The sequence below is a fragment of the Pontibacter ruber genome (genome assembly GCF_023630205.1).
GTDB classification, from domain to species: Bacteria; Bacteroidota; Bacteroidia; order Cytophagales; family Hymenobacteraceae; genus Pontibacter; species Pontibacter ruber.
The window spans coordinates 104,158-128,853 of the sequence record NZ_JALPRR010000004.1 but is presented as its reverse complement, the minus strand read 5'-3'; the positions used below and the strand labels follow the sequence as shown (position 1 = coordinate 128,853).

Annotated in this window: 21 protein-coding genes; 14 read left to right on the top strand and 7 right to left on the bottom strand. The window is 50.2% G+C overall.

Going from position 1 to position 24,696, the window contains the following annotated elements:
* Positions 1-7: 7 nt before the first annotated feature.
* Positions 8-3,115, bottom strand: coding sequence for a SusC/RagA family TonB-linked outer membrane protein (locus tag MJ611_RS17175; RefSeq protein WP_250431609.1), 3,108 nt, complete (start codon positions 3,113-3,115; stop codon positions 8-10).
* A 352-nt stretch (positions 3,116-3,467) separates the two neighbouring features.
* Between MJ611_RS17175 and MJ611_RS17170 the strand changes: the two genes are divergently transcribed.
* Complete coding sequence (locus MJ611_RS17170; protein WP_250431607.1) at positions 3,468-4,370, top strand: AraC family transcriptional regulator; 903 nt, start codon at positions 3,468-3,470, stop codon at positions 4,368-4,370.
* Positions 4,371-4,439: 69 nt separating this feature from the next.
* Here MJ611_RS17170 and MJ611_RS17165 read toward each other — a convergent pair whose 3' ends face one another.
* Both MJ611_RS17165 and MJ611_RS17160 read right to left on the bottom strand, forming a co-directional pair.
* A complete protein-coding gene (locus MJ611_RS17165) occupies positions 4,440-6,020 on the bottom strand; it encodes a S10 family peptidase (RefSeq protein WP_250431605.1) in 1,581 nt (526 codons plus the stop codon).
* Between the two features lie 12 nt (positions 6,021-6,032).
* Positions 6,033-7,565, bottom strand: coding sequence for a S10 family peptidase (locus tag MJ611_RS17160; protein WP_250431603.1), 1,533 nt, complete (start codon positions 7,563-7,565; stop codon positions 6,033-6,035).
* Between the two features lie 272 nt (positions 7,566-7,837).
* Between MJ611_RS17160 and MJ611_RS17155 the strand changes: the two genes are divergently transcribed.
* Both MJ611_RS17155 and MJ611_RS17150 read left to right on the top strand, forming a co-directional pair.
* A complete protein-coding gene (locus MJ611_RS17155; protein WP_250431601.1) occupies positions 7,838-8,431 on the top strand; it encodes a HupE/UreJ family protein in 594 nt (197 codons plus the stop codon).
* A 52-nt stretch (positions 8,432-8,483) separates the two neighbouring features.
* Positions 8,484-10,814 (top strand): M1 family metallopeptidase, encoded by a 2,331-nt coding sequence (locus MJ611_RS17150; protein ID WP_250431599.1) that lies wholly within the window; start codon positions 8,484-8,486, stop codon positions 10,812-10,814.
* A 214-nt stretch (positions 10,815-11,028) separates the two neighbouring features.
* Here the strand turns inward: MJ611_RS17150 and MJ611_RS17145 are convergent, their stop codons facing one another.
* The 3 genes from MJ611_RS17145 to MJ611_RS17135 form a co-directional block, all read right to left on the bottom strand.
* Positions 11,029-11,514 (bottom strand): GNAT family N-acetyltransferase, encoded by a 486-nt coding sequence (locus tag MJ611_RS17145; RefSeq protein WP_250431597.1) that lies wholly within the window; start codon positions 11,512-11,514, stop codon positions 11,029-11,031.
* Positions 11,515-11,732: 218 nt separating this feature from the next.
* Positions 11,733-13,079 carry an NAD(P)/FAD-dependent oxidoreductase gene (locus tag MJ611_RS17140; protein WP_250431595.1) on the bottom strand — a complete coding sequence of 449 codons (1,347 nt, stop codon included), beginning with the start codon at positions 13,077-13,079 and terminating at the stop codon, positions 11,733-11,735.
* A 358-nt stretch (positions 13,080-13,437) separates the two neighbouring features.
* On the bottom strand, positions 13,438-14,109 hold the full coding sequence (locus MJ611_RS17135) for a carboxypeptidase-like regulatory domain-containing protein (protein ID WP_250431593.1): 672 nt from the start codon (positions 14,107-14,109) through the stop codon (positions 13,438-13,440).
* Between the two features lie 73 nt (positions 14,110-14,182).
* Here MJ611_RS17135 and MJ611_RS17130 point away from each other — a divergent pair, with 73 nt between their 5' ends.
* From MJ611_RS17130 to MJ611_RS17120, 3 genes are all read left to right on the top strand, one after another.
* The gene (locus tag MJ611_RS17130) at positions 14,183-14,569 is read left to right on the top strand and encodes an ArsR/SmtB family transcription factor (RefSeq protein WP_250431591.1); all 387 of its coding nucleotides are present in this window, start codon (positions 14,183-14,185) and stop codon (positions 14,567-14,569) included.
* Positions 14,570-14,762: 193 nt separating this feature from the next.
* Positions 14,763-15,464, top strand: coding sequence for a YjjG family noncanonical pyrimidine nucleotidase (locus tag MJ611_RS17125; RefSeq protein WP_250431590.1), 702 nt, complete (start codon positions 14,763-14,765; stop codon positions 15,462-15,464).
* A gap of 21 nt (positions 15,465-15,485) precedes the next feature.
* Positions 15,486-15,926, top strand: coding sequence for a hypothetical protein (locus tag MJ611_RS17120; protein WP_250431588.1), 441 nt, complete (start codon positions 15,486-15,488; stop codon positions 15,924-15,926).
* A gap of 151 nt (positions 15,927-16,077) precedes the next feature.
* Here MJ611_RS17120 and MJ611_RS17115 read toward each other — a convergent pair whose 3' ends face one another.
* Positions 16,078-16,491, bottom strand: coding sequence for a hypothetical protein (locus MJ611_RS17115; RefSeq protein ID WP_250431587.1), 414 nt, complete (start codon positions 16,489-16,491; stop codon positions 16,078-16,080).
* Between the two features lie 384 nt (positions 16,492-16,875).
* Here MJ611_RS17115 and pruA point away from each other — a divergent pair, with 384 nt between their 5' ends.
* The 8 genes from pruA to MJ611_RS17075 all read left to right on the top strand — a co-directional run bounded on the left by pruA (position 16,876) and on the right by MJ611_RS17075 (position 24,696).
* A complete protein-coding gene (gene pruA / locus MJ611_RS17110; RefSeq protein ID WP_250431585.1) occupies positions 16,876-18,510 on the top strand; it encodes an L-glutamate gamma-semialdehyde dehydrogenase in 1,635 nt (544 codons plus the stop codon).
* 200 nt (positions 18,511-18,710) lie between these two features.
* Positions 18,711-19,091: an NADH-quinone oxidoreductase subunit A gene (locus MJ611_RS17105; RefSeq protein WP_250431583.1), complete on the top strand. Its 381-nt coding sequence runs from the start codon at positions 18,711-18,713 to the stop codon at positions 19,089-19,091.
* Positions 19,092-19,167: 76 nt separating this feature from the next.
* Positions 19,168-19,722 carry an NADH-quinone oxidoreductase subunit B gene (locus MJ611_RS17100; protein ID WP_250431581.1) on the top strand — a complete coding sequence of 185 codons (555 nt, stop codon included), beginning with the start codon at positions 19,168-19,170 and terminating at the stop codon, positions 19,720-19,722.
* A 5-nt stretch (positions 19,723-19,727) separates the two neighbouring features.
* The gene (locus MJ611_RS17095) at positions 19,728-20,234 is read left to right on the top strand and encodes an NADH-quinone oxidoreductase subunit C (RefSeq protein ID WP_250431579.1); all 507 of its coding nucleotides are present in this window, start codon (positions 19,728-19,730) and stop codon (positions 20,232-20,234) included.
* Between the two features lie 54 nt (positions 20,235-20,288).
* Positions 20,289-21,539, top strand: coding sequence for an NADH dehydrogenase (quinone) subunit D (nuoD, locus tag MJ611_RS17090; protein ID WP_250431577.1), 1,251 nt, complete (start codon positions 20,289-20,291; stop codon positions 21,537-21,539).
* Between the two features lie 104 nt (positions 21,540-21,643).
* Positions 21,644-22,177 (top strand): NADH-quinone oxidoreductase subunit NuoE family protein, encoded by a 534-nt coding sequence (locus MJ611_RS17085; protein ID WP_250431575.1) that lies wholly within the window; start codon positions 21,644-21,646, stop codon positions 22,175-22,177.
* A 115-nt stretch (positions 22,178-22,292) separates the two neighbouring features.
* Positions 22,293-23,639, top strand: coding sequence for an NADH-quinone oxidoreductase subunit NuoF (gene nuoF, locus MJ611_RS17080; protein ID WP_250431573.1), 1,347 nt, complete (start codon positions 22,293-22,295; stop codon positions 23,637-23,639).
* A 76-nt stretch (positions 23,640-23,715) separates the two neighbouring features.
* The gene (locus MJ611_RS17075) at positions 23,716-24,696 is read left to right on the top strand and encodes a 2Fe-2S iron-sulfur cluster-binding protein (protein ID WP_250431572.1); all 981 of its coding nucleotides are present in this window, start codon (positions 23,716-23,718) and stop codon (positions 24,694-24,696) included.

Below are 24,696 nucleotides of genomic sequence, written 5' to 3'. Positions count from 1 at the left end.
TCTTGTATTAGAAAGTAGCTCGCAGGCTGCCACCTATTGTTCTTGCAACCGGCTGGATACCAAACTCCAGACCACGGGAGTTGCTTACGCCCTGCAGGTTTTGCTCTGGATCCAGGTCTGGGTAGTTCGGTGCATAAGTAATCAGGTTGCGGCCGTAAACAGACACCTGCAATGCTTTCACAAAGCCTGTTCTGGAGAGCAGCGACTGTGGCAGGTTGTAGCTCAGGGTAGCTTCTCTCAATTTGGCGAACGTAGCGTCCCGCACATAACCCTCCCAGGCTACGTACTTGCCCTTGGTGCCCCAATACTGCTGTGCCGTTACGTAAATATTGTTTGGTGTTCCGTCTTCCAGCACACCCTCAAACAGGTATGGCTTGTTAGGCGTGCCGTCTGAGTTGAAGCGAGGGAATTCAGCAGTTTCGTCCGATACACCGTTTATTCTCAGGTCGCCAACCGTTCTGGAAAGGATGTCGCCTTTATACTTCATGTCTACCAGGAAGGAGAAGTTAAACGCTTTGTAAGAGAAGGCATTGGTCAGGCCGGCCGTGAATTTTGGATTCGGATTACCGATAACGCCAACACCTCTTGGGTCAACGCGTGGCAACCCGTCCGGACCGATCACCATTCTGCCCTGGTCATCACGCTGGTAACGGGTAGAGTAGATCAGGCCATACTGCTGCCCTACCACGGCACGCGTATCAGGCGAGGTAAAGCCGCCCAGCACAATGGCAGACACACCCGGAGCCAGTTCTTTTACTTCTGTTCTGAAAGTAGTGAAGTTCAGGGTCGTTTCCCAGCTGAAGCTTTCTTTCTGGATAGGAGAACCGGATAAGAGCACCTCCAGACCTTTGGTTGACAGCTTACCGGCATTGGTGATAGCACTGGTAAAACCCGAAGAACCCGGCACCGGAACCGCGAAGATCAGGTTACGCGAATCCCGCTTGTAAACAGAAGCGTCCAGGAACAGGCGGTCTTTGAAGAGGCTGATCTCGGTGCCCAGTTCAATTTCGCGGGTAAACTCCGGCTTCAGATCATACTTACCGGCGGTGTTGTCATACGTATAACCGGCCAGGCCATTGAACGGGAAGTTAACCTGGGTAGAGTTGAAGCCGTCTGCAGCACTTGCCTGGCCATAGTATGTATACGTGTTGTAAGGCTGAGCGCCTTTGCCCACTTCCCCTACGTTTGCGCGGATCTTGGCAGAAGAGAGAATGTCGCCTTTTAAGCCCGGGAATGCCTCGGTAGGCACAAAGCTTACAGCCACCGCAGGATAGAAAATGGAACGGTTTTCTTTTGTTAATGTGGAAGAATAATCGTTTCTGCCCTTCAGGTTTACTGTCAGGTAGTTTTTGTAATCCACTACGAAGTCACCGAAGAAGCCCATCAGACGGCGTCTGGTTATACTTGCCGACGGATTGTAAGCCAGGTAGTTTTTCAGGTTATCGAAGCCCGGTACTACGATACCCAAACCGATTGCCTGCAACGAGTTGTCGTAGTTAGACACGATCTCGTTACCCAGCGTGGCACTCACTTTAAAGTTATCTCCGATGTTTCGGTCTCCAGTCAACGTAAAGTAGGTGTTGATGTCGCGCGACATTATTTCTCTGTCTCTTAAGCCGCCTTTGCCTGCCGAGCTGGTGTTACCGTTGCCGCGAATGCCTTTGTTGTCAAAGCCTTTGCTCTTGGTCGAGTACACATCGCCACCCAGCTTCAGATCGGCACGCAGCCAGTCGGTAAAGTCGTAAGCAAGATTGATGTTGCCGTAGAAGCGGTTTGTCTCTTCGTTGTAGCGCACATTCTCGATGGCCCAGTAAGGATGGTCTTCGGCTGCGAACCAAAGCTGGTTGCCCAGCTCATCCTGGTATGGCAACCCGGACAGGTTGTAGCTGCGCGGCGTGTAAATGCCTCTCCAGAGCGGGTTGGAGCCCTGGTTACCCGCCTGCGTTCTTTCCGACTGGTTGTTGATGTAAGAAAGGGAGCTGTTGATGGTAAACTTGTCGGTGATGCTGGTACCGGCATTCACACTGAAGCTGTTCTTCTTCAGCTCGTTGCCCGGCACAAGACCCGTTTCATAGATGTTGCCATACGACACCCTGTAGTTATACTTGTCCGTTGCACCGGAAAAGCCGATGGTGTTCTGCACATACTTGGAGTGCTGCAGTATATCGCTTACGTTGTTCGGGTAAGCCTGCAGTGTCTCGTCCTCGCCAAAGAAGTTCTTTACTGTCTGGCCGGCAATTTTCGGTCCCCAGGAGCCCGCATAGTTGTTGATGTAGTTACCGGTATTGCCCTGCGCATACTCGTTCTGGAACTCAGGGAAGCGGTTTACAGTGCCCACGCCATAGTTAGAAGAGAACGTAACCTGGTTCTTGGTGCCAAACTTGCCTTTCTTGGTGGTGATCAGGATGGCACCGGAAGCAGCTCTGGAGCCATAAAGCACGGTTGCTGCGGCACCTTTCAGCACGCTTATACTTTCGATGTCGTCCGGGTTGATGTCAGAGGCCCTGTTGGAGGTGGCCACGCCGGTGTTTACCGAGTTGCTGCCGCCTTCGTTGTCAACAGGCACGCCATCGATTACGAACAGCGGCTGGTTACTGCCGGTTATACTTGTAAAACCACGAATGGTGATGTTAGAGCTCGACAGACCGCCACCTGTACCGGATATCTGCACACCTGCCACCTTTCCTGCAAGTGCGTTGGTAACATCCGCTACCGGCGATTTTGTAATTGCTTCAGACTGCACCTGCGTTACACCGTAACCGAGTGATTTTTTATCGCGCTCGATGCCAAAAGAGGTTACCACCACTTCCTGCAACTGCTTTGTATCGGGTGCTATCGTAACGTTGTACTCACCCTGGCTGCCTACTTTTATTTTCTGCGTCACAAACCCGATATAGGAAATTACCAAGGTAGAGCCTTCCGGCGCCTGCAGGGTAAACTTTCCGTTCACGTCCGTCTGCGTGCCCCTGGCAAGACCTTCCACCATCACCGTCACACCCGGCATGGGGCTGCCATCTTCTTTAGAGGTTACTGTACCTGATACGGCCTTGTCCTGCGCCTGTGCAAGGCCCCAAATTCCTACAATAAAGAGGAATACTAGTAAATAGTTCTTCATAAGCTGAAAGGTTGATATTAAGGTTTAGTCCTATTTAAATATAAGCAAACCCATCAATTGATGCGCATCCATTCACTAAGAACATACCTATATACTAATTTTAGCTAACAACAGGACAATTTTGATTAAGAGGCATTTTGCTCCGGAAACAATACTTTGAGCAGACAGCCCTGCTAAGCCATCCTGTAAGCCGACAAGCACGTAAACACAAGCCGCAACATAATTTTTATTCAATAATTACAACAGCATGCATACCAGTTGATCATACTTTAAAATAGTGTTGCCGCATTGTGCCTGTTTGTTTGGAAATATTGCAGCTTCTTGTTATACTAGATTGAAAAATGTTTGCACGATGAAAGTAGTCCAGTTTACAGTGCCTGTGGCTTATAAGCAATCGATAATAGTAGCTGAGGACATCATGCCCTTTTTCTATAACTATTTCCATAGGCATAAGGAAACGCAGGTTACCCTTATCCTGAAAGGAGAAGGCACTTTGATTGTCGGCAATTACACGCAGCCCTTTAAGGCCGGAGATATTTATGTGATCGGCGCCAACCAGCCGCACATCTTCAAATCAGACCCGGCATACTTTAAAGAGTTGCAGGATGACAGCGCGCACGCCATCCACATTTTCTTCGACCAGAGTCGCATCCTGAACAGCTTTATCGACATACCGGAAATGGAGCCGATCCAGAAATTCCTGGACAGCACCTGCAGCGGCCTGCAGCTACCGCCCGAGCACTTCGATAAAGTATGCCGAAGTATAAAAAAGATCAGCGAAGCAGATAAACTCAAAAGACTCCTCTACTTCCTGAAACTGCTGCAGCACCTTTCCAACAACGTCAGAGACTGGAAATCGCTCTCCACCGGGCTGCCCAACCTCTCTTTCACCGAATCGGAGGGTATCCGGATGAACGATGTTTACCAGTACACCATCAGCCATTATGCTGAGAACATCACGCTGGAAAAGATCGCATCGGTAGCGCATATCACGCCGCATGCGTTCTGCAAATATTTTAAAAAGCACACGAACAAAACCTACAACACCTTTCTGAACGAAGTCCGGATAAACGAAGCCTGTAAGAAGATCATGAGCGGCAACTTCGATTGTATCGCCTCTATCGCTTATTCTACCGGGTTCAACAGCGCGATCAACTTCAACAAGGTATTCAAAAAGATCATGGGCCTCTCGCCGAGCGAGTATATCAAAGAGTACAAGTATAGCCTGAAGAAGCAGGCCTCGTCTGCGGCATAACACTATAATGTAAAAGCGGCCTGGATACTTAAATCCGGGCCGCTTTTCTTTTGTAGCTGTACTGTAAGCTTACTGCACGGAGGCAGTAGGGGTATTGGGGGTTGTTTGTGTTGCTATGTTGTCGTACATCTTGTCGGCGTCTTTCTTTACCTGCACCAGCGTTGGTTTGTGGATGTACATCATGTGGCCGGACTCGTAGTAGGTAAAATGCACGTTCTTTTTCTGCTCGGGACGCAGGCCCATGTGGTTAAACGTATACTCTGCCGCATAGTAGGGCGTGGCCAGGTCGTAGTACCCGCAGAGCACCCATACTTTCAGGTACGGATTCTTGGACATGGCCTGGCGCAGCGATTCGCCCACGTTCAGATACTTGTTTTGCACGTTGCTGTAGTTCCAGGGCTGCACACGTCCACCTAATATCTCGTAAGGCAGGTCGTTTTTATACTTGAGTTCAGAGCGGACATAATGGTTAAGCGCGGCACTGTATGGCCCGGAAATGGTACCGTCGTTGCTTGGGTCAAACTCCGGCCGTACGCCCACATCATTATAGTCGCGGCCGGTGAAGCGGCTGTCCAGGCGTCCAACGGTCAAGCCTTCGGAACGGCGCAGTTCCTTGTCAAACTTATGAATATCGATGCGCAGGTCTGTCTGACGAACGTATTCTTTTGAAAGACCGGTGTAGCGACTAAGCTTGTCTACGATGTTGTTGTACTCGACTTCGGTCAGGTCGCTGCCTTTCATCAGGGCGGTGCTGTATTCGTTATCGGCAAAGGCTTCCACTTCGTCCAGCGTTTTCCGAAGGTTCTGCTGCAGCTCCGGACTCAATTTTTTGTGGTACCAGGCCGTGGCAGTATAAGTTGGCAGGAAAAGCGGGTATGGCAGGTCGTTGCCGATATCGAAGCGGGCCGTCTGCATGTTCAGAATCGAGCTGATAAGCACCACGCCGTTGAGGTAAAACTTGTAGCGGTCCTGCAGGTAAGACGATAAGCCGGCCGCACGCGTGGTACCATAGCTCTCACCAGCCAGGTACTTCGGCGAAGCCCAGCGCTCGTAGGTATTGCTGAACAGCCGGATGGCATCTCCCATACTGGCAATATCTTCCTCATACCCGTGGAACTGCTTGTCTTTCTCGCCGGTCACGGCACGGCTATAGCCTGTTGTTACCGGATCTATGAACACCAGGTCGGTTTTATCCAGCCAGGAGTACTCGTTATCCACATATGAGTATGGCGGCGCCAGCTGATCCCCTTTTTCTGACATCACCACACGCTTCGGCCCCATTACGCCCATGTGCAGCCAAACCGACGAAGAGCCCGGCCCGCCGTTGAAAGTATAAGTGATCGGGCGCTTGCTGATATCCTTAACGCCATCGCGGGTATAGGCCGTGAAGAAGATATTGGCTTTGGGCTTGCCATCTTCTGAGGCCAGTTGCAGGTACCCGACGGTAGCCGTATAGTTGATCACTTTGCCGTTGATGGTTACCTGGTGTTTTGTAGAAATGGGTTTGGCAATATCCGGCGAGGTAGAGACGACCGTACCTTCCACTACTTTGATGGCAGGCTTTGCTGCGGCGGCATCTTTCTGCGCATAGCCAGCACTAACGCTGCCTACCAGCAGGGCACTTAAAAGAGTAGACTTTATATAGTTCATACTTGGTTAGGGCTAAAGGGTGAGGGACTTCTGAAGAGCATCCTGGTAGAAAGCGTCTGCTTCCTGCTTCATCTGGATCAGCGACTGCTTGTGGATGTAAACCATGTGCCCGGACTCGTAGTAAGTAAAGTTCACGTTCTTCTGCTGCTCCGGGCGCAGCCCCATGTGCTTCACCACGTATTCCGAGGCAAAGTATGGCGTGGCAAAATCGTAGTAGCCGCCCAGCACCCATACTTTCATGAAGGGGTTAACGGCCATTGCCTTGCGCAGCTCTTCGGCCACGTTCAGGTACCTGTTCTGCACGTTGTTGTAGTTCCACTTGCCTACGCCGCCGCCCAGTATGTAGTACTCCAGGTTGTTGCTGTAGTTCAGCTCTTTGCCAAAGTAGCTCATCACACCGGCCGTGTAAGGTCCGGCAATGGTGGCGCTGTAGCTCGGGTCGAATTCTGTAGAGGAGCCGGTATCGTTGTAGTCCACACCGGTAAAGCGGGAGTCGAGGCGGCCGACGGTTTTGCCCTCGGTGCGCAGCAACTCCTTATTATACTGCGGCAGGTCGATACGCAGGTTGGTCTGCCGGATAAAGTCCTGCGACAAACCAGTATAACGGCTTACCCGTGCCACCACATCGGCATATTCTTTCTCCGATAGCTTATCGCCTTTGTTAAGTGCAGTCGCATACTCGTTGACCGAGAAATTCTCAACCTCCTCAAGCAGGGTTTTGATGTCTTTGGCCTGCAGGTCGGCAGGCAGCTTTTTGTAGTACCACGAGGTAGCTGCATAGCTTGGCAGGTACAGCGGGTAAGGCAGGTCGTTGCCGATGTTGAAGAGGATGGTCTGGAAGTTGAGTACCGCCGACACCAGCACAACCCCGTTCAGGTACATTTTATACTTGCTCTGCAGGTAGTTCGACAGACCGGCCGCACGCGTGGTGCCGTAGCTTTCGCCGGCCAGAAACTTAGGCGATCCCCAGCGTTTGTTCTCGGTCGTGTAAAGCCGGATAAACTCCCCTACCGACTCAATATCCTCCACATATCCCTGAAACTCGGCTTTGTCAACCCCTGTTACGGCGCGGCTGTAGCCGGTACCCACCGGGTCGATGAACACCAGGTCTGTTTTGTCGAGCCAGGAATATTCGTTGTTGGTGTAGCCGTAAGGGGGTGCCAGCGACTCGCCTTTATCCGACATCTCGATGCGCTTCGGCCCCATCACCCCCATGTGCAGCCACACCGACGAAGAGCCCGGCCCGCCATTGAATGTGAAGGTAATCGGCCGTTTGGTAGCATCGTTCTCCCCGTTCTTGGTGTAGGCGATGTAAAAGAAGTTGCCCCGGGGCTTGCTGTCTTCAGTTTTCAGCTGCATGTAGCCGGTGGTGGCTGTGTAGCTGATCTTTTTGTTGTTGATGGTAACAGAGCCTTTGGTTTTTACCGGAGGAGCTACCTCCAGGTTCGCTTTCTCAGTTTCCGGCTTGGAGGCTGCCTCCTTTTTATCCTGCCCAAAAGCAAGGCTTACGCAGAGGCATCCGGCCAGTATCAGCACTTTTTTCATGTGGATAGCAGATTTATACTTGCAGATCAGAATCTTATTAACCGCTGAAAAATTTACTAATAATAAAGGAGCTATATACGCACGAGCTAATATTGTTTAACAGATGGACAATCTTCTTTAATCCTTTGCTCATTTCCTGTAGTTCCTAAAGTACAGCTACCTGATCTGCGCCGTTGCGCAACGACTTGCCTATCCCCTGCACTGTTGCATGCCAATGTTTTATCTTTTAATTTGCATCCTTGCAATTCATCTAATCTATACTTTTTAAGTCAGTGTCTTCTATCTTCTCTACTTACATAGAGCTGGGCTTTCATCATATCTTTGATTTCAAAGCCTACGATCACATGCTGTTTTTGCTGGCACTGAGTGCTATCTATACTTTGAGCGACTGGCGTAAAGTGCTGGCTCTGGTAACAAGCTTTACCATCGGCCACTCCATCACGCTTGCACTGTCCACGTTCAACATCATCCGCTTCGATTCGGCCCTGATCGAGTTTCTGATACCGGTAACCATCCTTTTTACCTGTGTTACCAACTTCTTCAAACTCAATGGCGCTGCCTCCAAGCAGCACGCCATCTGGTCGTTCCATAACCTGCTGGCTGTAGGCTTTGGCCTGATCCACGGCATGGGCTTTTCGAACTTCCTCAAATCGATGCTGGGCCGCAACGGCGATACCTGGCAGCAGTTGCTGGCCTTCAATATCGGCATTGAGTTGGGGCAGTTGCTGATTGTAAGTATACTTCTGATTGCCGGTTTCCTGATGATGAACCTATTCCGGGCCAAAAAGCGCGACTGGATCATGGTGCTTTCGAGTGCGGCAGCCGGCATCGCCTTGATTTTGATCATGGAAACCAATATCTTTTAGCGTTTAAACACCAACATCTATACTCTAAACTAACCTTCTCCTTTATTCACCGATGAAAAACCTATTGAAAGGGCTTGCGATCTTCGGAATGGTAGCAGGACCTCTGGCAGTTATGGCGCAGGACACCAAGTTTGCGCAACTAGGCCAGGAGCTTCCTACTCCCAACACCTACCGCACGGCCTCGGGTGCCCCCGGGCATCAGTACTGGCAGCAACGCGCCGACTACAACATTAAAGTAGAGCTGAACGACGAAAAGCAGTCGATCACAGGTTCTGAGACCATCAACTATACCAACAATTCACCGGATGTATTGACATACCTGTGGGTACAGCTGGACCAGAACATCTACGAGCCCAACTCGATTGCCAACAGCACCCGTACTGCCTCGCTGGAAAACCGCATGTCGTTTACGGCTGTGGAGTACATGACGCGCGAAGCATTTGACGGTGGTTTCAAGATCAAGTCGGTGAAAGACCGTGGCGGCAAGGCGCTGAAGTATACCATCAACAACACCATGATGCGCATAGACTTGCCAACGCCGCTGAAGCCGAAGCAGTCTTTCGCTTTCAGCATCGACTGGAACCACAACATCAACAACCAGAAAACACTGGGCGGCCGCTCCGGCTACGAGTACTTTGAGCAGGACGGCAACTACCTGTACGAGATGGCACAGTGGTTCCCGCGCATGGCCGTGTACGACGATGTAAACGGCTGGCAGCACAAGCAATTCATCGGTAGCGGTGAGTTTGCCCTGCCATTCGGCGACTATAAAGTAAGCATCACCGTACCTGCCGACCACGTGGTGGGCGCGACCGGCGAACTGCAGAATGCCAGCCAGGTGCTTACTTCTACGCAGCAGAAACGCTGGGCAGAAGCCTCCAAAAGCACAAAGCCGGTAGTGATCGTAACACAGGACGAGGCGACCAAAGCCGAGAAGGCAAAAGCAAAAGACAAGAAAACGTGGGTATACGCGGCTAAAGACGTGCGCGACTTTGCATGGGCCAGCTCCCGTAAGTTTATCTGGGATGCCATGAACGTGAAAGTGGCCGGCAAGAACGTAATGGCCATGTCGTACTATCCGAAAGAGGCCAACCCGCTGTGGGGTCAATACTCTACGGAATCGGTAGCGCACACGCTTAGAGTTTACTCCAAGCACACCATCGACTATCCTTACCCGATCGCCATATCTGTACACGGTCCGGTAGGCGGTATGGAGTACCCGATGATCTCCTTCAACGGCTACCGCCCGGAGGCTGACGGCACGTACTCTGACCGCACCAAGTATGGCCTGATCTCGGTGATCATCCACGAAGTGGGCCACAACTTCTTCCCGATGATCATCAACTCAGACGAAAGACAGTGGACGTGGATGGACGAAGGCCTGAACACCTTTATGCAGTACCTGGCCGAGCAGGAGTGGGAACGCAACTACCCGTCGCGCCGTGGCGAGCCGCAGGACATCGTGGAATACATGAAGAGCGACAAGAGCACGCAGGTGCCGATCATGACGAACTCGGAATCGGTATTGCAATTTGGCAACAACGCCTATGGCAAGCCGGCTACTGCCCTGAACATCCTGCGCGAAACGGTAATGGGTCGCGAACTGTTCGACTACGCCTTTAAAGAGTACGCCAAGCGCTGGGCCTTCAAGCACCCGATGCCGGCCGACTTCTTCCGCACCATGGAAGACGCTTCCGGCGTGGACCTGGACTGGTTCTGGAGAGGCTGGTTCTATACGACTGACCAGACGGAAATTTCGATGGAAGACGTGAAGTGGTATACTGTTGACTCCAAAAACCCGGATATCGAGAATGCGAAGAAGCGTGAGGAGCTGAACAAGCAGCCGAAGACGCTTTCAGAGCAGCGCAACCTGCAGAGCATTTCCAAGACGCTGGTAGAGCAGAACCCTGCCCTGAACGACTTCTACAACCGCTACGACCCATTGGCTACGACAGACGCTGACCGTGCAAAGTATAAAACCTACTACAACAGCCTAACTCCTGAGCAGAAGAAAGCGCTGGATGCCGGTCTGAACTTCTACGAAGTGAACTTCCGTAACAACGGAGGCTTGGTTATGCCGCTGATCGTGCGCATGCAGTTTGAGGACGGTTCGGATCAGATCGTGAACATACCTGCCGAGATCTGGCGCTACAACAACGAGCAAGTAACAAAGGTGTTCGTAACCGAGAAGCCGGTGGTAAGCTTTACGCTGGACCCGTTCCTGCAAACAGCTGACACCGACCTGTCGAACAACGCCTTCCCGCGCAAGCTGGCTCCAAGCCGCTTTGAGCTGTACAAGCAGAACTCACAGCAGCAGCCAAACCCAATGCAGCAGCAGCGCGAGAGCACCGGTCAGAACACTAACACCAACTCTGGCCAGTAGTCATACTTTATCTTCTATAGCAGAAGTATAAAAAAGCCTCGGATCAGGTATGATCCGGGGCTTTTTTTCTATAAGCATAGCTTCAGCACCCTCGCTCGTCTTTGGCTGCGGTGATTTTATACTTCCAATGGTTTATGGCATAGCGAAGGGTATTTTAAGAACGTCTGCCCTATTGTGGCCAAACCAATATTAGCGGCTCGTTGTTATCTTATTGTCAGTCTGAAAGTTTATAAATAAATTCTTCTATTTCTGTCTGTCGTGCATTAGCAAAGCCTCTGTCTGCTCCTACTCTTATAAAACCCGATTTTTCTAGAACTTTCTGTGAACCAAAATTATCAAATGCAACCCGTCCGTAAATTGGTCTGGCATTTTCTAAAGTTAAGAACTGTTTAAGTGCTGTTGTTGCAACACCTTTGCCCCAATATTTTTTGTCGATCCAATACGTGATTTCAGCTTCCCCCTCCATAACGAATTTGGCTATACTACCTGCGGTCTCATTGTTAACTTTTATTGTCCGCATATGTATTGTCGGGTCATTTAAATGCTTTGTATACTTTTCGATGTAAGCAGTTTTGTCGGTTGGGTCTTTTGATGTGAACGCTGCTAAATAGTTTGCTTCTTTGTCAAGCTGGAATTGAAAAAATGCGTCTAAATCATCTTTTTCCGTTTCAGTCAATGTGATATTGTCGTTTGTCATCATATTGAAATGTTGGAAAGTTTGGTCGTGTGAATAATCATATAATGGCCGCTAACTTATGTGTAGATGCTGCAGCCTCATACTTAACTGTTAGTGAAAACAGCAACAACGGCGGAAATCAAATGAAGATAAAAAAGGCTCAGATCATACTTGATCCGGGCCTCTTTTATATGAATTACTTCGGACCAGCAATTCAACAATCCCTCAAACAACAATTAACATCATTCCATATCATACTTGTTGATAAACTTTCGCTTGGCGCGGTCGCCTTTGCGGACGAACGGCCGGATGATAAGGCGTGTACCGTTTTCATAAGTAAAGAACTTGTATACCCAGTTGCTCAGTACCACCAGCTTGTTGCGGAAGCCGATCAGGTACATGATGTGCACAAACAGCCAGGTAACCCAGGCAAAGAACCCGCCCAGGTGAATGTCTTTTGGCAGGTCGGCCACTGCTCTGTTTCGGCCAATTATCGCCAGAGACCCTTTGTCGAAGTATTCGAACGGCTCCAGCTTTTCGTTATTTTTCAGGCGCTTCAGGTTTTTGGCCAGCAGCTTGCCCTGCTGAATGGCCGGCTGCGCTACACCCGGATGTCCTTTCGGCCACTTCTCGGTTTTCATCATGGCAATGTCGCCGATCGCAAAGATGTTATCAAAGCCGATTACCTGGTTATAAGGGTTTACTAGGATACGTCCTCGCTCGATGGCTTCTGCCGGCAGGCCATCTATAAGCGCGCCCTGCACGCCGGCGGCCCATACCAGCGTCTGCGTCTGGATCTGCTCGCCTCCTTTTAAGGTAGCCACATAGCCGTCGTAGGATTCCACCACCACACCCAACTTCACGTTAATACCCAGCTCCTGCAAGTATTTCAGGGTTTTAGCGCTTGCCTCCGGCGACATGGGCGGCAGCACCCGGTCCATACCTTCCACCAGGTAAATGTTCATTTTATTAAAATCCACACCCGGGTAATCGGTAGGCAGGATGTGTTTGCGCATCTCGGCCAGAGCACCCGCCGTTTCAACGCCGGTAGGGCCTCCCCCCACAATCACAAAGTTCAGCAGGCTTTGCCTTAATTGCGGGTCGGCAGTCATACTTGCCTGCTCGAAGCATTGCAGCAACTGACTGCGCAGGTTCAGCGCATGCGGGATCTGCTTCAGCGGAAAGGCATTTTTCTTTACCTGCTCGTTGCCAAAGTAATTTGTTTTGGTGCCGGTCGCGATCACCAGGTAATCATAAGGCAGGTCACCAACAAGGGTAGATACGGTTTTTGCAATCGGGTTAACGCCAATTACCTTCACCAGGCGGAAGTGAAAATCCTCGAACTCGTCGCTGCCAAACATCTTGCGAAGCGGCTCCGCTATAGAATCCGGCTCCAGACCGGCCGTAGCCACCTGGTACAGCAGCGGCCAGAAGCCATGGTAGTTCTGCCTGTCGAGCATCACCACCTGAAAATCTCTGCATTTTAGTTTCTGTGCCAGGTTTATACCTCCAAAACCACCGCCGATGATCACAACGCGGGGCTTGGTAGTATCAGGAATGTTGAGGGAAAGCTTATCTATATCAAGCATATGTTGGGTTTATTTTAGGCCTTCAGCAGCAGGATCATACTATACCTGTACTGCTGATCTCAGGTTATCAAGTTTTATACGCATATGGTAACATTCGCGAATAACGAAACCTGCAGATGTTGGTTACTATATTAGTCCTACAAGCCTTCTAACCCACAGAATTGGCCCATATGCCCGTTTTTATACTGCCCTGTCTGCACATCGGGGTAGCTGACAGAAGTCCTGGCCTTAAAATAAACGTTACAGAAAATTGCACCTGAAATCCCATACTTGTTGCTGCAGCTCAAGCAGAGGGCATGATAAAGTATAGCTTGCCTGAAAAGGCAACCCGGAAAGTATGAAGCAGGAAGGATAAAGGCTATTTTTTATTGAAATCGCCGTTCTTGATCATGTTGATTAATGCCGGAATGGCAAACGGACTGATGGTAGGGTACATATTCCGTTGCTCCTGCCGCTGCACACGCTGCATGTTAAAGTTCCTAAAGTTAGCATTGCCATCCATTGCGGTGTTTTTGAAAAGCTCTTCGAGTCGCTCCGGATCCAGGTTCTTTTCAGCATTCGAGCGTCCTTCATCCGGAAGCTTCAGCGAGAGTACCGCTTTTTTAAAGTCCTGCTCTGTAGCATACGGGAATACGTCTACGGTTGGCAGCTCCGTTGGGTCTTCCTGCATCTGCATGATAACGGAGTAGCTCTGGCTGCTAAAGTTCTTCGGGATGATGAGGTATTGCTTTTTGTAGCCAATGGCGCTGAACACCACGCTATCGCCGGCAAGCACCGGCAGCGAGAAGAAGCCATACTGGTTGGTTTGTGTGCCACGGCCCGCTTTGGGTATGAATACGTTTACGCCTGCCACGCCATACAAGCTGTCGCCAATGGCCACAAAGCCCGACAGCTGTACCACACGCTGCTGCCCCTGGGCGGCGGCGCGCTCCGGAGTGCCTAAAAATAAAAACAGCAGGGCCAAAACAGGCACCAGCAGCCACTTTAAACGGTTAGTAGGCAATGCAATGGTAGGCAGATAAAGCTTCATGTAGTACAATTATACTTCTTATTATTTTATAATAGCAGCTTTTACCTAATTTTGTTTAGCAGTTGATGCATATATGAGGCTCAAACACTTTAGTCTTTCGTTCGGGGAACAGGTCTTTAAGGCACTGGCAGATGAATCGCGGATTCGCATCCTCCACCTCATCCTGCGCAACAAGGAAATGTGCATCTCGGACCTGGAGCAGGTCCTGGACTTTACCCAGACCAAAACCTCCCGCCACCTTTCGTACCTGCGCAGCGCCAGCCTGGTAACACCCCGCAAGCTCGACCAGTGGGTATATTATTCCCTGAAAGACGAAGCAGCCGACCTGGTAAACCAGATTTTCGGATACCTGGAGCGCGATGCCATTCTGCAAAAAGACCAGGAAATTTACAAGATCCTGTACTCCAACCGCGAGCTGGCCGTTAACAAACTACAGACCCGCCGCTGGACAGCTCCCTAACCTGAAGAGCTAATTTCAGGTACTTGCGTTGCACGTGCTAAAAAATAAGGCAAACAGCCTGCCCTAGAACGCTGGCCGGCCACTTTTAATTTCTGCACCATCGTATTTTATACCTCGAAGCAGTACAAGTTCAGCACAAACCGAAAACATCGCTCCCCTTCGGGCGTTTTACAGAAAACGGATCTTAAGCATTATGAAAACATATACCCACATTCTCTTCGACCTCGATCATACCCTCTGGGACTTTGAGAAGAATTCGGAAGAGACACTTTATACTTTATATGAGGAGTTTAACCTGGCAGCTCACGGCAAATTCGACTGCGGTTCTTTTTACAGGAAGTATAAATTTGTGAACAACCGGCTGTGGGATCTTTACAACAAAGGCAAAATTAACCAGCAGGAGTTACGCGAGCAGCGCTTTGTAAAGACACTGGTTGGCCTGGGGCTGCAGCCGGATCAGGTTCCAGTCGGGCTATCGGAGGCTTATACTTCGGTTTGCCCTACCAAAACGGCGGTATTCCCCTACACACACGAGGTGTTATCATACCTGCAGCCCAACTACGGCCTGCACATCATCACGAATGGCTTTAAGGATGTGCAGTACATCAAAATGAATGCCTCCAACCTGCAATCATACTTTAAGGAGATCGTAACATCGGAGTGCTGCGGGTATAAAAAGCCGGACAAGCGCATTTTTGAGCATGCCTTAGAGCGCATCAACGTAAAGCCGTCGGAGTGCCTGATGATCGGGGATAACCTGGAATGCGATATAGACGGAGCCCGCGCTGCCGGCATCGACCAGGTATACTTTAACCCGGAAAAAAGCCGGAAGAAGCTTCGCCCCAAGCCAACCTACGAAATAAGCTGCCTTAGCGAGCTGCGTCAGATACTGTAGTTGTAAGTCATAACTGAAACCATGAAAGATTGGAAGTCCATTAAAGAAGAACTTTATTATGAGGACGGCTCCTTAAGGGACATCTATGTATTTGACACCAACAAAGAAGACTGGAAAAGTTGGAGTTCTCTGGTTAATGAGCAATACGAAGTAGAATTCTATAATGGAAGAATTCGAAAAACAGAAGAAATAATCGATATAAAGGAAGTATATAAATTCTGGAAGAACCCTGATGAATTTACCGATTCAAATCATGCCACAATAAAACTGGGGAATGTCATCGTCAAGTGTTATTTCTTCATAGAAAGTGAGATTGAAAATGATATTGATCCAAAAGAAGTCAAAACAGAAAGGGATCACCTAGCTGTAATAGAATACCTTCAGGCTGTTGCAACTAAACTCCATAAAAATGTTGTAATGACTCCAGAAATGACTGAAGAACATATTTTACTTAAGATATAAAGCACGGAAGTTGATATTAAGGGTATACCATGGGTTTGGGATGCCCTTCGAGCAAAGTATATATGAGCACCATAAAAACTCAGCCCGGCTGGTAACCTTCAATGGTCCCGGCCGGGCTGGTTGGTTTAAAAGGCTAAAGCTGAAGTATACCTTAGTCCTCTATGTCGCCTTTTCCTTCCAGTGCGCGCAGTTCGCCCTGCAGCACTTTGATCTTGGCTTTATCGTCAGCTCCTAATTGCTTGTTCAGGCTGTTTTTCTTCGCGTCCAACTTGTTCATCACAGCCTGTACCTTTTTCCATTCCTGGTCATTCCATTCGTTCTGTTTGGCACGCGCGCTCTCCAGCAGGGTAATATATGCCTGGCGCAGGTTCGTAGCGGTCAGAGCATTTACGTTTGCATACTGCCCCAGCAGCTCCTGCTGCCACTGCGTTACGCTGTTACTCGTAGTGTCCTGCTGCGCGACAGCAGCCTTTTTTGAAGTTGCCGTCTGTGCGGATACCTCTCCGGAAAAAGTTATACCACAGGCCAGCGCCAAAGCGGTTATCCCTAAAAATTTGCTTTTCATTTTCATAGCTTTAGTTGGTTTGTTTAACATTTTGCCACAGGCAAACGCATAGTTGTACGAAATGCAGTGCAATTAAGGTTATATTTTAGCTTAGCAGGGCTTACACACAAACACTCTTGCAAGGCAGTTCCGGCGGCACAAAAAGGGACTTTATACTTATACTTACACAAGGCGATACGAACGTTCGGAACATCTCTTCTGCATACTGGTGCAAAACAATATCCTGGCTCAGAAACAGTCCGGACTACCTGTTAAGTATAACGCCGCTGCCGATACTACCTGCTGCATGGCGCTTTTTCCGGAAATACCCGTACCTTTGTATAGGGGCTGCTGCCTGAGCAGGACCGCCTTAATCAGTATCTTTAAATCTGTAACTATAAACAAATGGCAACCGGATTTTTCAAAGTACCAACTCCAGTAAACGAACCTGTTAAGTCTTATGCGCCCGGCTCACCGGAAAGAGCGGAATTGCAGCGCACCTATAAAGAACTTAAATCCAAAGAAGTAGACGTGCCGATGCACATCGGTGGCGACGAAGTACGCACAGGCAACAAAAAGCCGCTGTTGCAGCCGCACGACCACCAGCACATCCTGGGCTATTTCCACGAAGGTGATGCGTCACACGTGGAACAGGCCATCAACGCGGCCCTGGCTGCCCGCGAGTTCTGGGCGAACATGAGCTGGGAGCACCGCGCCAGCATCTTCCTGAAGGCTGCCGACTTGCTGGCCGGCCCGTGGAGAGCACGCCTGAATGCGGCTACCATGCTGGGTCAGTCCAAGAACGCTTACCAGGCCGAGATCGACTCTGCCTGCGAGCTGATCGACTTCCTGCGCTTTAACGTGCAATATGCTACTGAAATTTATCAGATGCAGCCGGAGTCTTCGCCAGGTGTGTGGAACCGCATGGAACACCGTCCGCTGGAAGGTTTCGTGTTTGCACTAACGCCATTCAACTTCACAGCCATTGCCGGTAACCTGCCAACTTCTGTGGCCCTGATGGGTAACGTGGTGGTTTGGAAGCCAGCCAACACGCAGATCTATGCAGCGCAGATGATCATGGAACTGCTGAAAGAAGCAGGCCTGCCGGATGGCGTGATCAACCTGGTGTATGTAGATGGCCCTACGGCCGGCGATGTAATTTTCAAGCACGCTGATTTTGCAGGTATCCACTTCACAGGCAGCACCGGCGTATTCCAGAACATCTGGAGAACCATCGGCGAGAACATCCACAAGTATAAAACATATCCGCGCATTGTAGGCGAGACAGGCGGTAAAGACTTTATCCTGGCGCACAGCTCAGCTAACGCAAGAGAGTTGGCAACCGGTATCGTGCGTGGCGCTTTCGAGTACCAGGGCCAGAAATGCTCTGCCGCTTCCCGTGCCTATGTACCAAGCAACCTGTGGGATGAGGTAAGACAATACGTGATCGAAGACCTGAAGACCTTTAAAATGGGTCCGCCGGAAGATTTCAGCAACTTCATCAACGCTGTGATAGACGAGAAGTCATTTGATAAGATTGCCCGCTACATTGACAACGCCAAGAACAGCGACGAGGTAGAGATCATCGCAGGCGGTGGTTACGACAAGTCAAAAGGCTATTTCGTGGAGCCAACGGTGTTATTGTCGCACAACCCGATGTATATCACCATGTGCGAAGAGATCTTCGGTCCGGTTATCTCGATCTATGTATACGACGAGAACAACTTCGAAGAGACACTGGAACTGGTAAACTCCACTTCGCCTTACGCCCTCACAGGTGCTATCTTCGGCCGCGACCGCTACGCCGTAGAGCTGGCGACGAAGAAACTGAGCAACGCTGCCGGTAACTTCTACATCAACGACAAGCCAACCGGCGCCGTGGTAGGCCAGCAGCCATTCGGCGGCGCGCGCGCTTCCGGCACCAACGACAAAGCCGGTTCTATGCTGAACCTGCTGCGTTGGGTATCTGCCCGCTCTATCAAGGAGACGTTTGTACCACCAGTAGATTACCGTTACCCGTTCCTGGGCGAAGACAAGTAATATAGTATAATCCTATACTTTGCAACAGCAGCCACCTTCCTAAACGAGGGTGGCTGCTTTGTTTTTATACTTGCTTAAGAGCTGTAAAAACCGGAGCAGAATGGCAGCAGAAGCAGTACAATTTCAGTTAGATTTAACTTTTGAATGTTGCTGATTAATACCTAATTTTGCTCCCAAATTTACGAATTGACTTCAAAAATATGGAAACTACTGTAAATCAGTACTTACCGTCAGACTACCTGCCAATACTTATTCAATTTGCGGCGGCTCTTGGCTTTGTAATTTTCGCACTGGTGCTCACGCACCTGCTGGGTCCTAAACGCCAGAGCGCGGTAAAAGGCGCTGCCTGGGAAAGTGGTATTGAATCTGTGGGAGATGCCCGTACGCCAATTTCCTATAAGTACTTCATGACGGCCATCCTGTTTGTACTGTTTGACGTCGAGATCATCTTTTTGTATCCGTGGGCAGTTAACTTCCGGGAGTTCGGTCTGGAGGGCTTTCTTCAGATGATCGTATTCATGACCCTGCTCCTGGCCGGCTTCTTTTACGTGCTCAAAAAGGGAATCCTGAAGTGGGAGTAAGTATTAAACTTTTACAAGTATAGATGTGTTAATGAACAGCTAACAACCCATACTTGTAGATAAAACTATTCTAGACATGAGTGATTCAAATAACGATATTAAGATGGTAGAGGCGCCGGATGGTATTTCAGGTGCTGGTTTCTTTGCTACATCCTTTGAAAAAGTAATTGGTCTGGCCCGTAAGCACTCGCTTTGGCCGTTGCCTTTTGCTACCTCCTGCTGTGGTATCGAGTACATGGCAACCATGGGCTCTAACTACGATATTTCGCGTTTCGGTTCCGAGCGCCCAAGCTTCTCGCCACGTCAGGCCGATATCCTGATGGTGATGGGTACCATTGCCAAGAAGATGGGCCCTGTTGTGAAGCAGGTTTACGAGCAGATGGCAGAGCCGCGCTGGGTTATTGCAGTAGGTGCCTGTGCATCGTCAGGTGGTATTTTCGATACATACTCCGTGCTGCAGGGCATCGACCGCGTGGTACCGGTAGACGTGTACGTACCTGGTTGCCCTCCTCGTCCGGAGCAGATTCTGGATGGCCTGATGCGCGTACAGGATCTGGCAGCAAACGAATCGCTGCGCCGCCGCAACTCACCGGAATATCAGGCACTTTTAGCCTCTTACAATATTAAATAAGCATAATGGAGCTTACGAACGAAAACGTACTCGGCAAGATAATCGAGAAGTTTGGCGAAGAAAATGTGTGGGATGCCCTCAACCCGGATGGCATCATGACCATTACCACTAACCGCGAAACGATTCTTCCGCTGATCCAATACCTGTACGACGACGAAGAACTGCAAATCCGCTTTCTTACGACAATGTGCGGTATCCATTACCCTGATCAGAAAGACAAGGAGCTGTGCACGATGTACCAGTTACACAGCTTCCGTCATAATTACCGCATCCGCATCAAAGTATACTTCCCGATCGCAGATCCGGTAATGCCTACGCTTACCAACCTGTATGCAACTGCTAACTGGATGGAGCGCGAGGCTTATGACTTCTACGGAATCATCTTTACCGGTCACCCGAACCTGGTGCGCATCCTCAACATCGAGGACATGGAGTACCATCCGATGCTCAAGCAGTATCCGCTGGAAGACCAGACAAGGGAAGATAAGATTAATACGTTTTTCGGACGATAAGCCAGTTTTTGCCCGGTTTATACTTGCCGGGCAAGCTACAAGAACAAGCATATTATGGCTACTGAAAATAAAACAGTTGAGCTCGACAAGTTGGAGGAGTTCCGCAACAACCTCGACCTTAAACTGCACAACAAAGAGGATCAGAACCTGACCACGCTGAACCTGGGCCCTACGCACCCAGCTACGCATGGTATTTTCCAGAACATCCTGCAGATGGACGGTGAGAAGATCGTGGATGCTGTTCCAACGATCGGCTACATTCACCGTGCCTTCGAGAAAATAGCAGAACGCCGGCCGTTCTACCAGATCACGCCGCTGACTGACCGCATGAACTACTGCTCATCCCCTATCAATAACATGGGGTATCACATGACGGTAGAGAAGCTGCTGGGCATTACCGTGCCAAAGCGTGCGCAGTACATCCGCGTGATCATGATGGAGCTGGCCCGCATCTCCGACCACCTGATCTGTAACTCGATCCTGGGTGTGGACTCCGGCGCCTTTACCGGCTTCCTGTATGTGATGCAGGAGCGTGAGCACATCTACGACATTTACGAGGAAGTATGCGGTGCCCGTCTGACGACGAACATGGGCCGCATTGGGGGTATGGAGCGTGACCTTTCTCCAAAGGCACTGCACCTGATCGGCGAGTTCCTGAAGCGCTTCCCGAAAGTATGGGCAGAGTTTGAGAAGATGTTCAACCGCAACCGTATCTTCATCGACCGTACCACGGATGTGGGTGCTATTTCGGCAGAGCGTGCGCTGAGCTACGGCTTCACAGGGCCAAACCTGCGTGCAGCCGGCGTTGACTACGATGTGCGCGTGATGAACCCATACTCCTCTTACGAGGACTTCGAGTTTGAAATACCGGTTGGTACTAAAGGCGATACGTATGACCGCTTTATGGTGCGCAACGAAGAAGTATGGCAGAGCTTGAAGATCATTGAGCAGGCGTACAAAAACCTTCCGGAAGGCTCTTACCACGCCGATGCACCACATTACTACCTGCCGCCAAAGCAGGAAGTGTACCGCAGCATGGAAGCCCTGATCTATCACTTCAAGATTGTGATGGGTGAAATTGACGCTCCGGTTGGCGAAGTATACCATTCTGTAGAAGGTGGCAACGGAGAGCTTGGTTTCTACCTGTTAAGCGACGGAGGCCGTACGCCTTACCGCCTGCACTTCCGCAGACCTTGCTTTATCTACTACCAGGCTTACACAGAAATGATCAAAGGTGGCCAGTTGGCTGACGCGATCCTGACGCTGAGCAGCCTGAACGTAATTGCAGGCGAGCTGGACGCATAACAATTAACAGCAAACAGTTAGCAGGAAACAATACTGTTGGCTCTATTAATAAATATAAGGTCACGTTGACAGAACATTGTTAACTGATCATTGCTAATTGAAAAATGGCAGAGATAATAAACGAAGTAAAGTTTTCTGATGCAGGCATGGCTGAGATACAGCGCTACATCAGCCATTATCCGGAAGGACGCCAGAAATCAGCAATTCTACCTATCATGCACGTGGCACAGGCAGAATTTGGTGGTTGGTTGAGCCCGCAGGTGATGGATAAGATTGCCGAGATCCTGAACATACAGCCGATCGAAGTATACGAGGTAGCCACCTTCTATACCATGTTTAACCTGAAGCCGGTTGGCAAGCACGTGCTGGAAGTATGCCGTACAGGCCCTTGCTGCCTGCGTGGTGCCGACCAGATGATCGACATGATCAAGCAGAAGCTGAACATTGAAGAAGGCGAAACTACTGCCGACGGCATGTTTACCCTGAAGCCGGTAGAGTGTCTTGCTTCATGTGGCACAGGCCCGATGTTGCAGGTGCGCGAAACCTACTACGAGAACCTGGATACAGAAGAGAAACTGGATCAGTTCCTGGAAACGCTGCGCAACACCGAGGTAGAAACTCCTTATCACCAGAAGTAATTTTTAGACTTTGTGACAAAAGACAATTAGACAAAAGATCTTTTACATTATCTCTTTTGTCCTTTGTCAAATAGTCCTTTGTCAAGCAATAACCAAGTATAGATATCCTGCTACAATGGGAATTAAGATATTAACCGAACATATAAACGTACCAGGCATCGAGACGCTGGAGGTATATCGTAAGCATGGCGGCTACCGCTCGGTAGAGAAGGCCCTGAAAACGATGACTCCGGACGAGGTGGTGGAAGAAGTAAAAACATCAGGCCTTCGTGGTCGTGGTGGTGCCGGCTTCCCGACTGGTATGAAGTGGAGCTTCCTGGCTAAGCCGGAAGGGGTTCCGCGTTACCTGGTGTGCAACGCCGATGAGTCTGAGCCCGGAACGTTCAAGGACCGTGTGTTCATGCAGAAAAACCCGCATGCACTGATAGAAGGTATGATCACGTCGAGCTACGCGCTGGGTGCGAACACATCTTACATCTATATCCGTGGCGAATTGATGTTTGTGCTGCGCATACTTGAGAAAGCGATAGCTGAGGCGTATGCAGCAGGTTTGCTGGGCAAGAACATCATGGGTTCTGGCTACGACCTGGACCTGCATGTGGCTCCGGGTGGGGGTGCCTATATCTGCGGTGAAGAAACTGCCTTGCTGGAATCGCTGGAAGGCAAGCGTGGCAACCCGCGTAACAAGCCGCCATTCCCGGCTGTGAAAGGTCTTTTCGCCTCTCCTACCGTGGTAAACAACGTGGAGTCAATCGCGTCAGTGCCTTGGATCGTGAACAACGGCGGTGCCGAGTATGCGAAGATTGGTGTTGGTAGAAGCACCGGTACAAAACTGATCTCTGCCAGCGGTAACATCAACAATCCGGGCGTTTACGAAATCGAGCTGGGTGTTCCGGTAGAAGAATTCATTTATTCTGACGAGTACTGCGGTGGTATCTTGAAAGGCAAGCAACTGAAGGCAGTAGTGCCGGGTGGTTCTTCTGTTCCGATCCTGCCAGCAAATCTTATACTTAAAACTGCAGCCGGCGAAGACCGCCTGATGACTTACGAATCATTATCTGACGGTGGCTTTGTGAGCGGTTCGATGTTGGGTTCTGGTGCATTTATAGTTTTCGATGAAGACCAGTGCATTGTGCGTAACACGTGGAACTATGCCCGCTTCTATCACCACGAGTCGTGTGGCCAGTGCAGCCCTTGCCGTGAAGGTACAGGCTGGATGGAGAAAGTTTTACACCGCATCGAGCACGGCCACGGCCATCAGCAGGACATCGACCTGTTGGTAAGCGTAGCCAAGCAGATCGAAGGTAACACCATCTGCCCGCTGGGTGATGCAGCTGCCTGGCCGGTAGCCAGTGCCGTCCGTCACTTCCGTGACGAGTTTGAGTGGCACATCAAGCATCCACAGGAGGCAACACTTCCGGGTGCGGTGTACAGAGGCCAGTTAGAAACAATTACAGCTTAAGAAAATATACCCGCTGCGTTTTTAGCGGATCATATAAAGCACAACTCATACTTGTGCATCAATACAGAAATACAAAATGGCAAAAATAACATTCGATGGCATTGAGGTAGAAGTAGCAGATGGAACTACCATCCTTCAGGCCGCCAGAAAGATCGGGGGCAGTGTAGTGCCTCCAGCCATGTGTTATTATACTCCACTTAAAGGCAGTGGCGGTAAGTGCCGCGTTTGCCTGGTGAAGGTAACACAGGGTTCTGCCAAAGATCCACGCCCTATGCCTAAACTGGTTGCTTCGTGCATTACGCCGGTGCAGGATGGCATGGTGGTAGAAAATACAACCAACGAAGACGTACTGAATGCCCGCAAAGGCATTGTAGAGATGCTGCTGATCAACCACCCGCTGGATTGCCCTATCTGCGACCAGGCCGGTGAGTGTAACCTGCAGGACCTTTCGTACGAGCACGGCGTAAGCGCCACCCGCTACGAAGAAGAGCGCCGCACGTTCAACAAAGTGGACCTGGGGCCTTACATCCAGCTGCACATGACGCGTTGCATCCTGTGCTACCGCTGCGTTTATACTGCAGATCAAATTGCAGGTAACCGCGTGCATGGTGTACTCGGCCGTGGCGATGCTGCAGAGATCGGTACTTACATCGAGAACATAGTAGATCAGGAAATGTCAGGTAACGTGATTGACGTATGCCCTGTTGGTGCACTGACAGACAAGACCTGGCGCTTCAAAAACCGTGTTTGGTTCACAAAGCCTATGGATGCACACCGCGACTGCCCTACCTGCTCCGGTAAAGTAACGCTGTGGAACCGTGGCGACCAGGTGCTTCGTGTAACCGCCCGCAAGGACGAGTACAGCGAGGTAGAAGAGTTTATCTGTAACACCTGCCGCTTCGAGAAGAAGGAAATGAGCGACTGGACCATCGAAGGGCCGCGCCACATCAACAGAGCTTCTGTTATTTCGGCTAACCACTACGAGTTGCCGGTTGTGAACGTGCCGATCGTACCGAACCTGCCAGCTTCAACAAAGAAAAACCTGCCACAGCATTAA

Excerpts from the sequence above, each read along its gene's own strand:
- nuoF (WP_250431573.1), top strand. The coding sequence starts at position 22,293 with ATGGGAATTAAGATATTAACCGAACATATAAACGTACCAGGCATCGAG.
- MJ611_RS17175 (WP_250431609.1), bottom strand. The coding sequence starts at position 3,115 with ATGAAGAACTATTTACTAGTATTCCTCTTTATTGTAGGAATTTGGGGC.
- MJ611_RS17075 (WP_250431572.1), top strand. The coding sequence starts at position 23,716 with ATGGCAAAAATAACATTCGATGGCATTGAGGTAGAAGTAGCAGATGGA.
- MJ611_RS17120 (WP_250431588.1), top strand. The coding sequence starts at position 15,486 with ATGAAAGATTGGAAGTCCATTAAAGAAGAACTTTATTATGAGGACGGC.
- MJ611_RS17140 (WP_250431595.1), bottom strand. The coding sequence starts at position 13,079 with ATGCTTGATATAGATAAGCTTTCCCTCAACATTCCTGATACTACCAAG.
- pruA (WP_250431585.1), top strand. The coding sequence starts at position 16,876 with ATGGCAACCGGATTTTTCAAAGTACCAACTCCAGTAAACGAACCTGTT.
- MJ611_RS17170 (WP_250431607.1), top strand. The coding sequence starts at position 3,468 with ATGAAAGTAGTCCAGTTTACAGTGCCTGTGGCTTATAAGCAATCGATA.
- MJ611_RS17135 (WP_250431593.1), bottom strand. The coding sequence starts at position 14,109 with ATGAAGCTTTATCTGCCTACCATTGCATTGCCTACTAACCGTTTAAAG.
- MJ611_RS17145 (WP_250431597.1), bottom strand. The coding sequence starts at position 11,514 with ATGATGACAAACGACAATATCACATTGACTGAAACGGAAAAAGATGAT.
- MJ611_RS17105 (WP_250431583.1), top strand. The coding sequence starts at position 18,711 with ATGGAAACTACTGTAAATCAGTACTTACCGTCAGACTACCTGCCAATA.
- MJ611_RS17095 (WP_250431579.1), top strand. The coding sequence starts at position 19,728 with ATGGAGCTTACGAACGAAAACGTACTCGGCAAGATAATCGAGAAGTTT.
- nuoD (WP_250431577.1), top strand. The coding sequence starts at position 20,289 with ATGGCTACTGAAAATAAAACAGTTGAGCTCGACAAGTTGGAGGAGTTC.
- MJ611_RS17115 (WP_250431587.1), bottom strand. The coding sequence starts at position 16,491 with ATGAAAAGCAAATTTTTAGGGATAACCGCTTTGGCGCTGGCCTGTGGT.
- MJ611_RS17125 (WP_250431590.1), top strand. The coding sequence starts at position 14,763 with ATGAAAACATATACCCACATTCTCTTCGACCTCGATCATACCCTCTGG.
- MJ611_RS17130 (WP_250431591.1), top strand. The coding sequence starts at position 14,183 with ATGAGGCTCAAACACTTTAGTCTTTCGTTCGGGGAACAGGTCTTTAAG.
- MJ611_RS17150 (WP_250431599.1), top strand. The coding sequence starts at position 8,484 with ATGAAAAACCTATTGAAAGGGCTTGCGATCTTCGGAATGGTAGCAGGA.
- MJ611_RS17160 (WP_250431603.1), bottom strand. The coding sequence starts at position 7,565 with ATGAAAAAAGTGCTGATACTGGCCGGATGCCTCTGCGTAAGCCTTGCT.
- MJ611_RS17100 (WP_250431581.1), top strand. The coding sequence starts at position 19,168 with ATGAGTGATTCAAATAACGATATTAAGATGGTAGAGGCGCCGGATGGT.
- MJ611_RS17085 (WP_250431575.1), top strand. The coding sequence starts at position 21,644 with ATGGCAGAGATAATAAACGAAGTAAAGTTTTCTGATGCAGGCATGGCT.
- MJ611_RS17165 (WP_250431605.1), bottom strand. The coding sequence starts at position 6,020 with ATGAACTATATAAAGTCTACTCTTTTAAGTGCCCTGCTGGTAGGCAGC.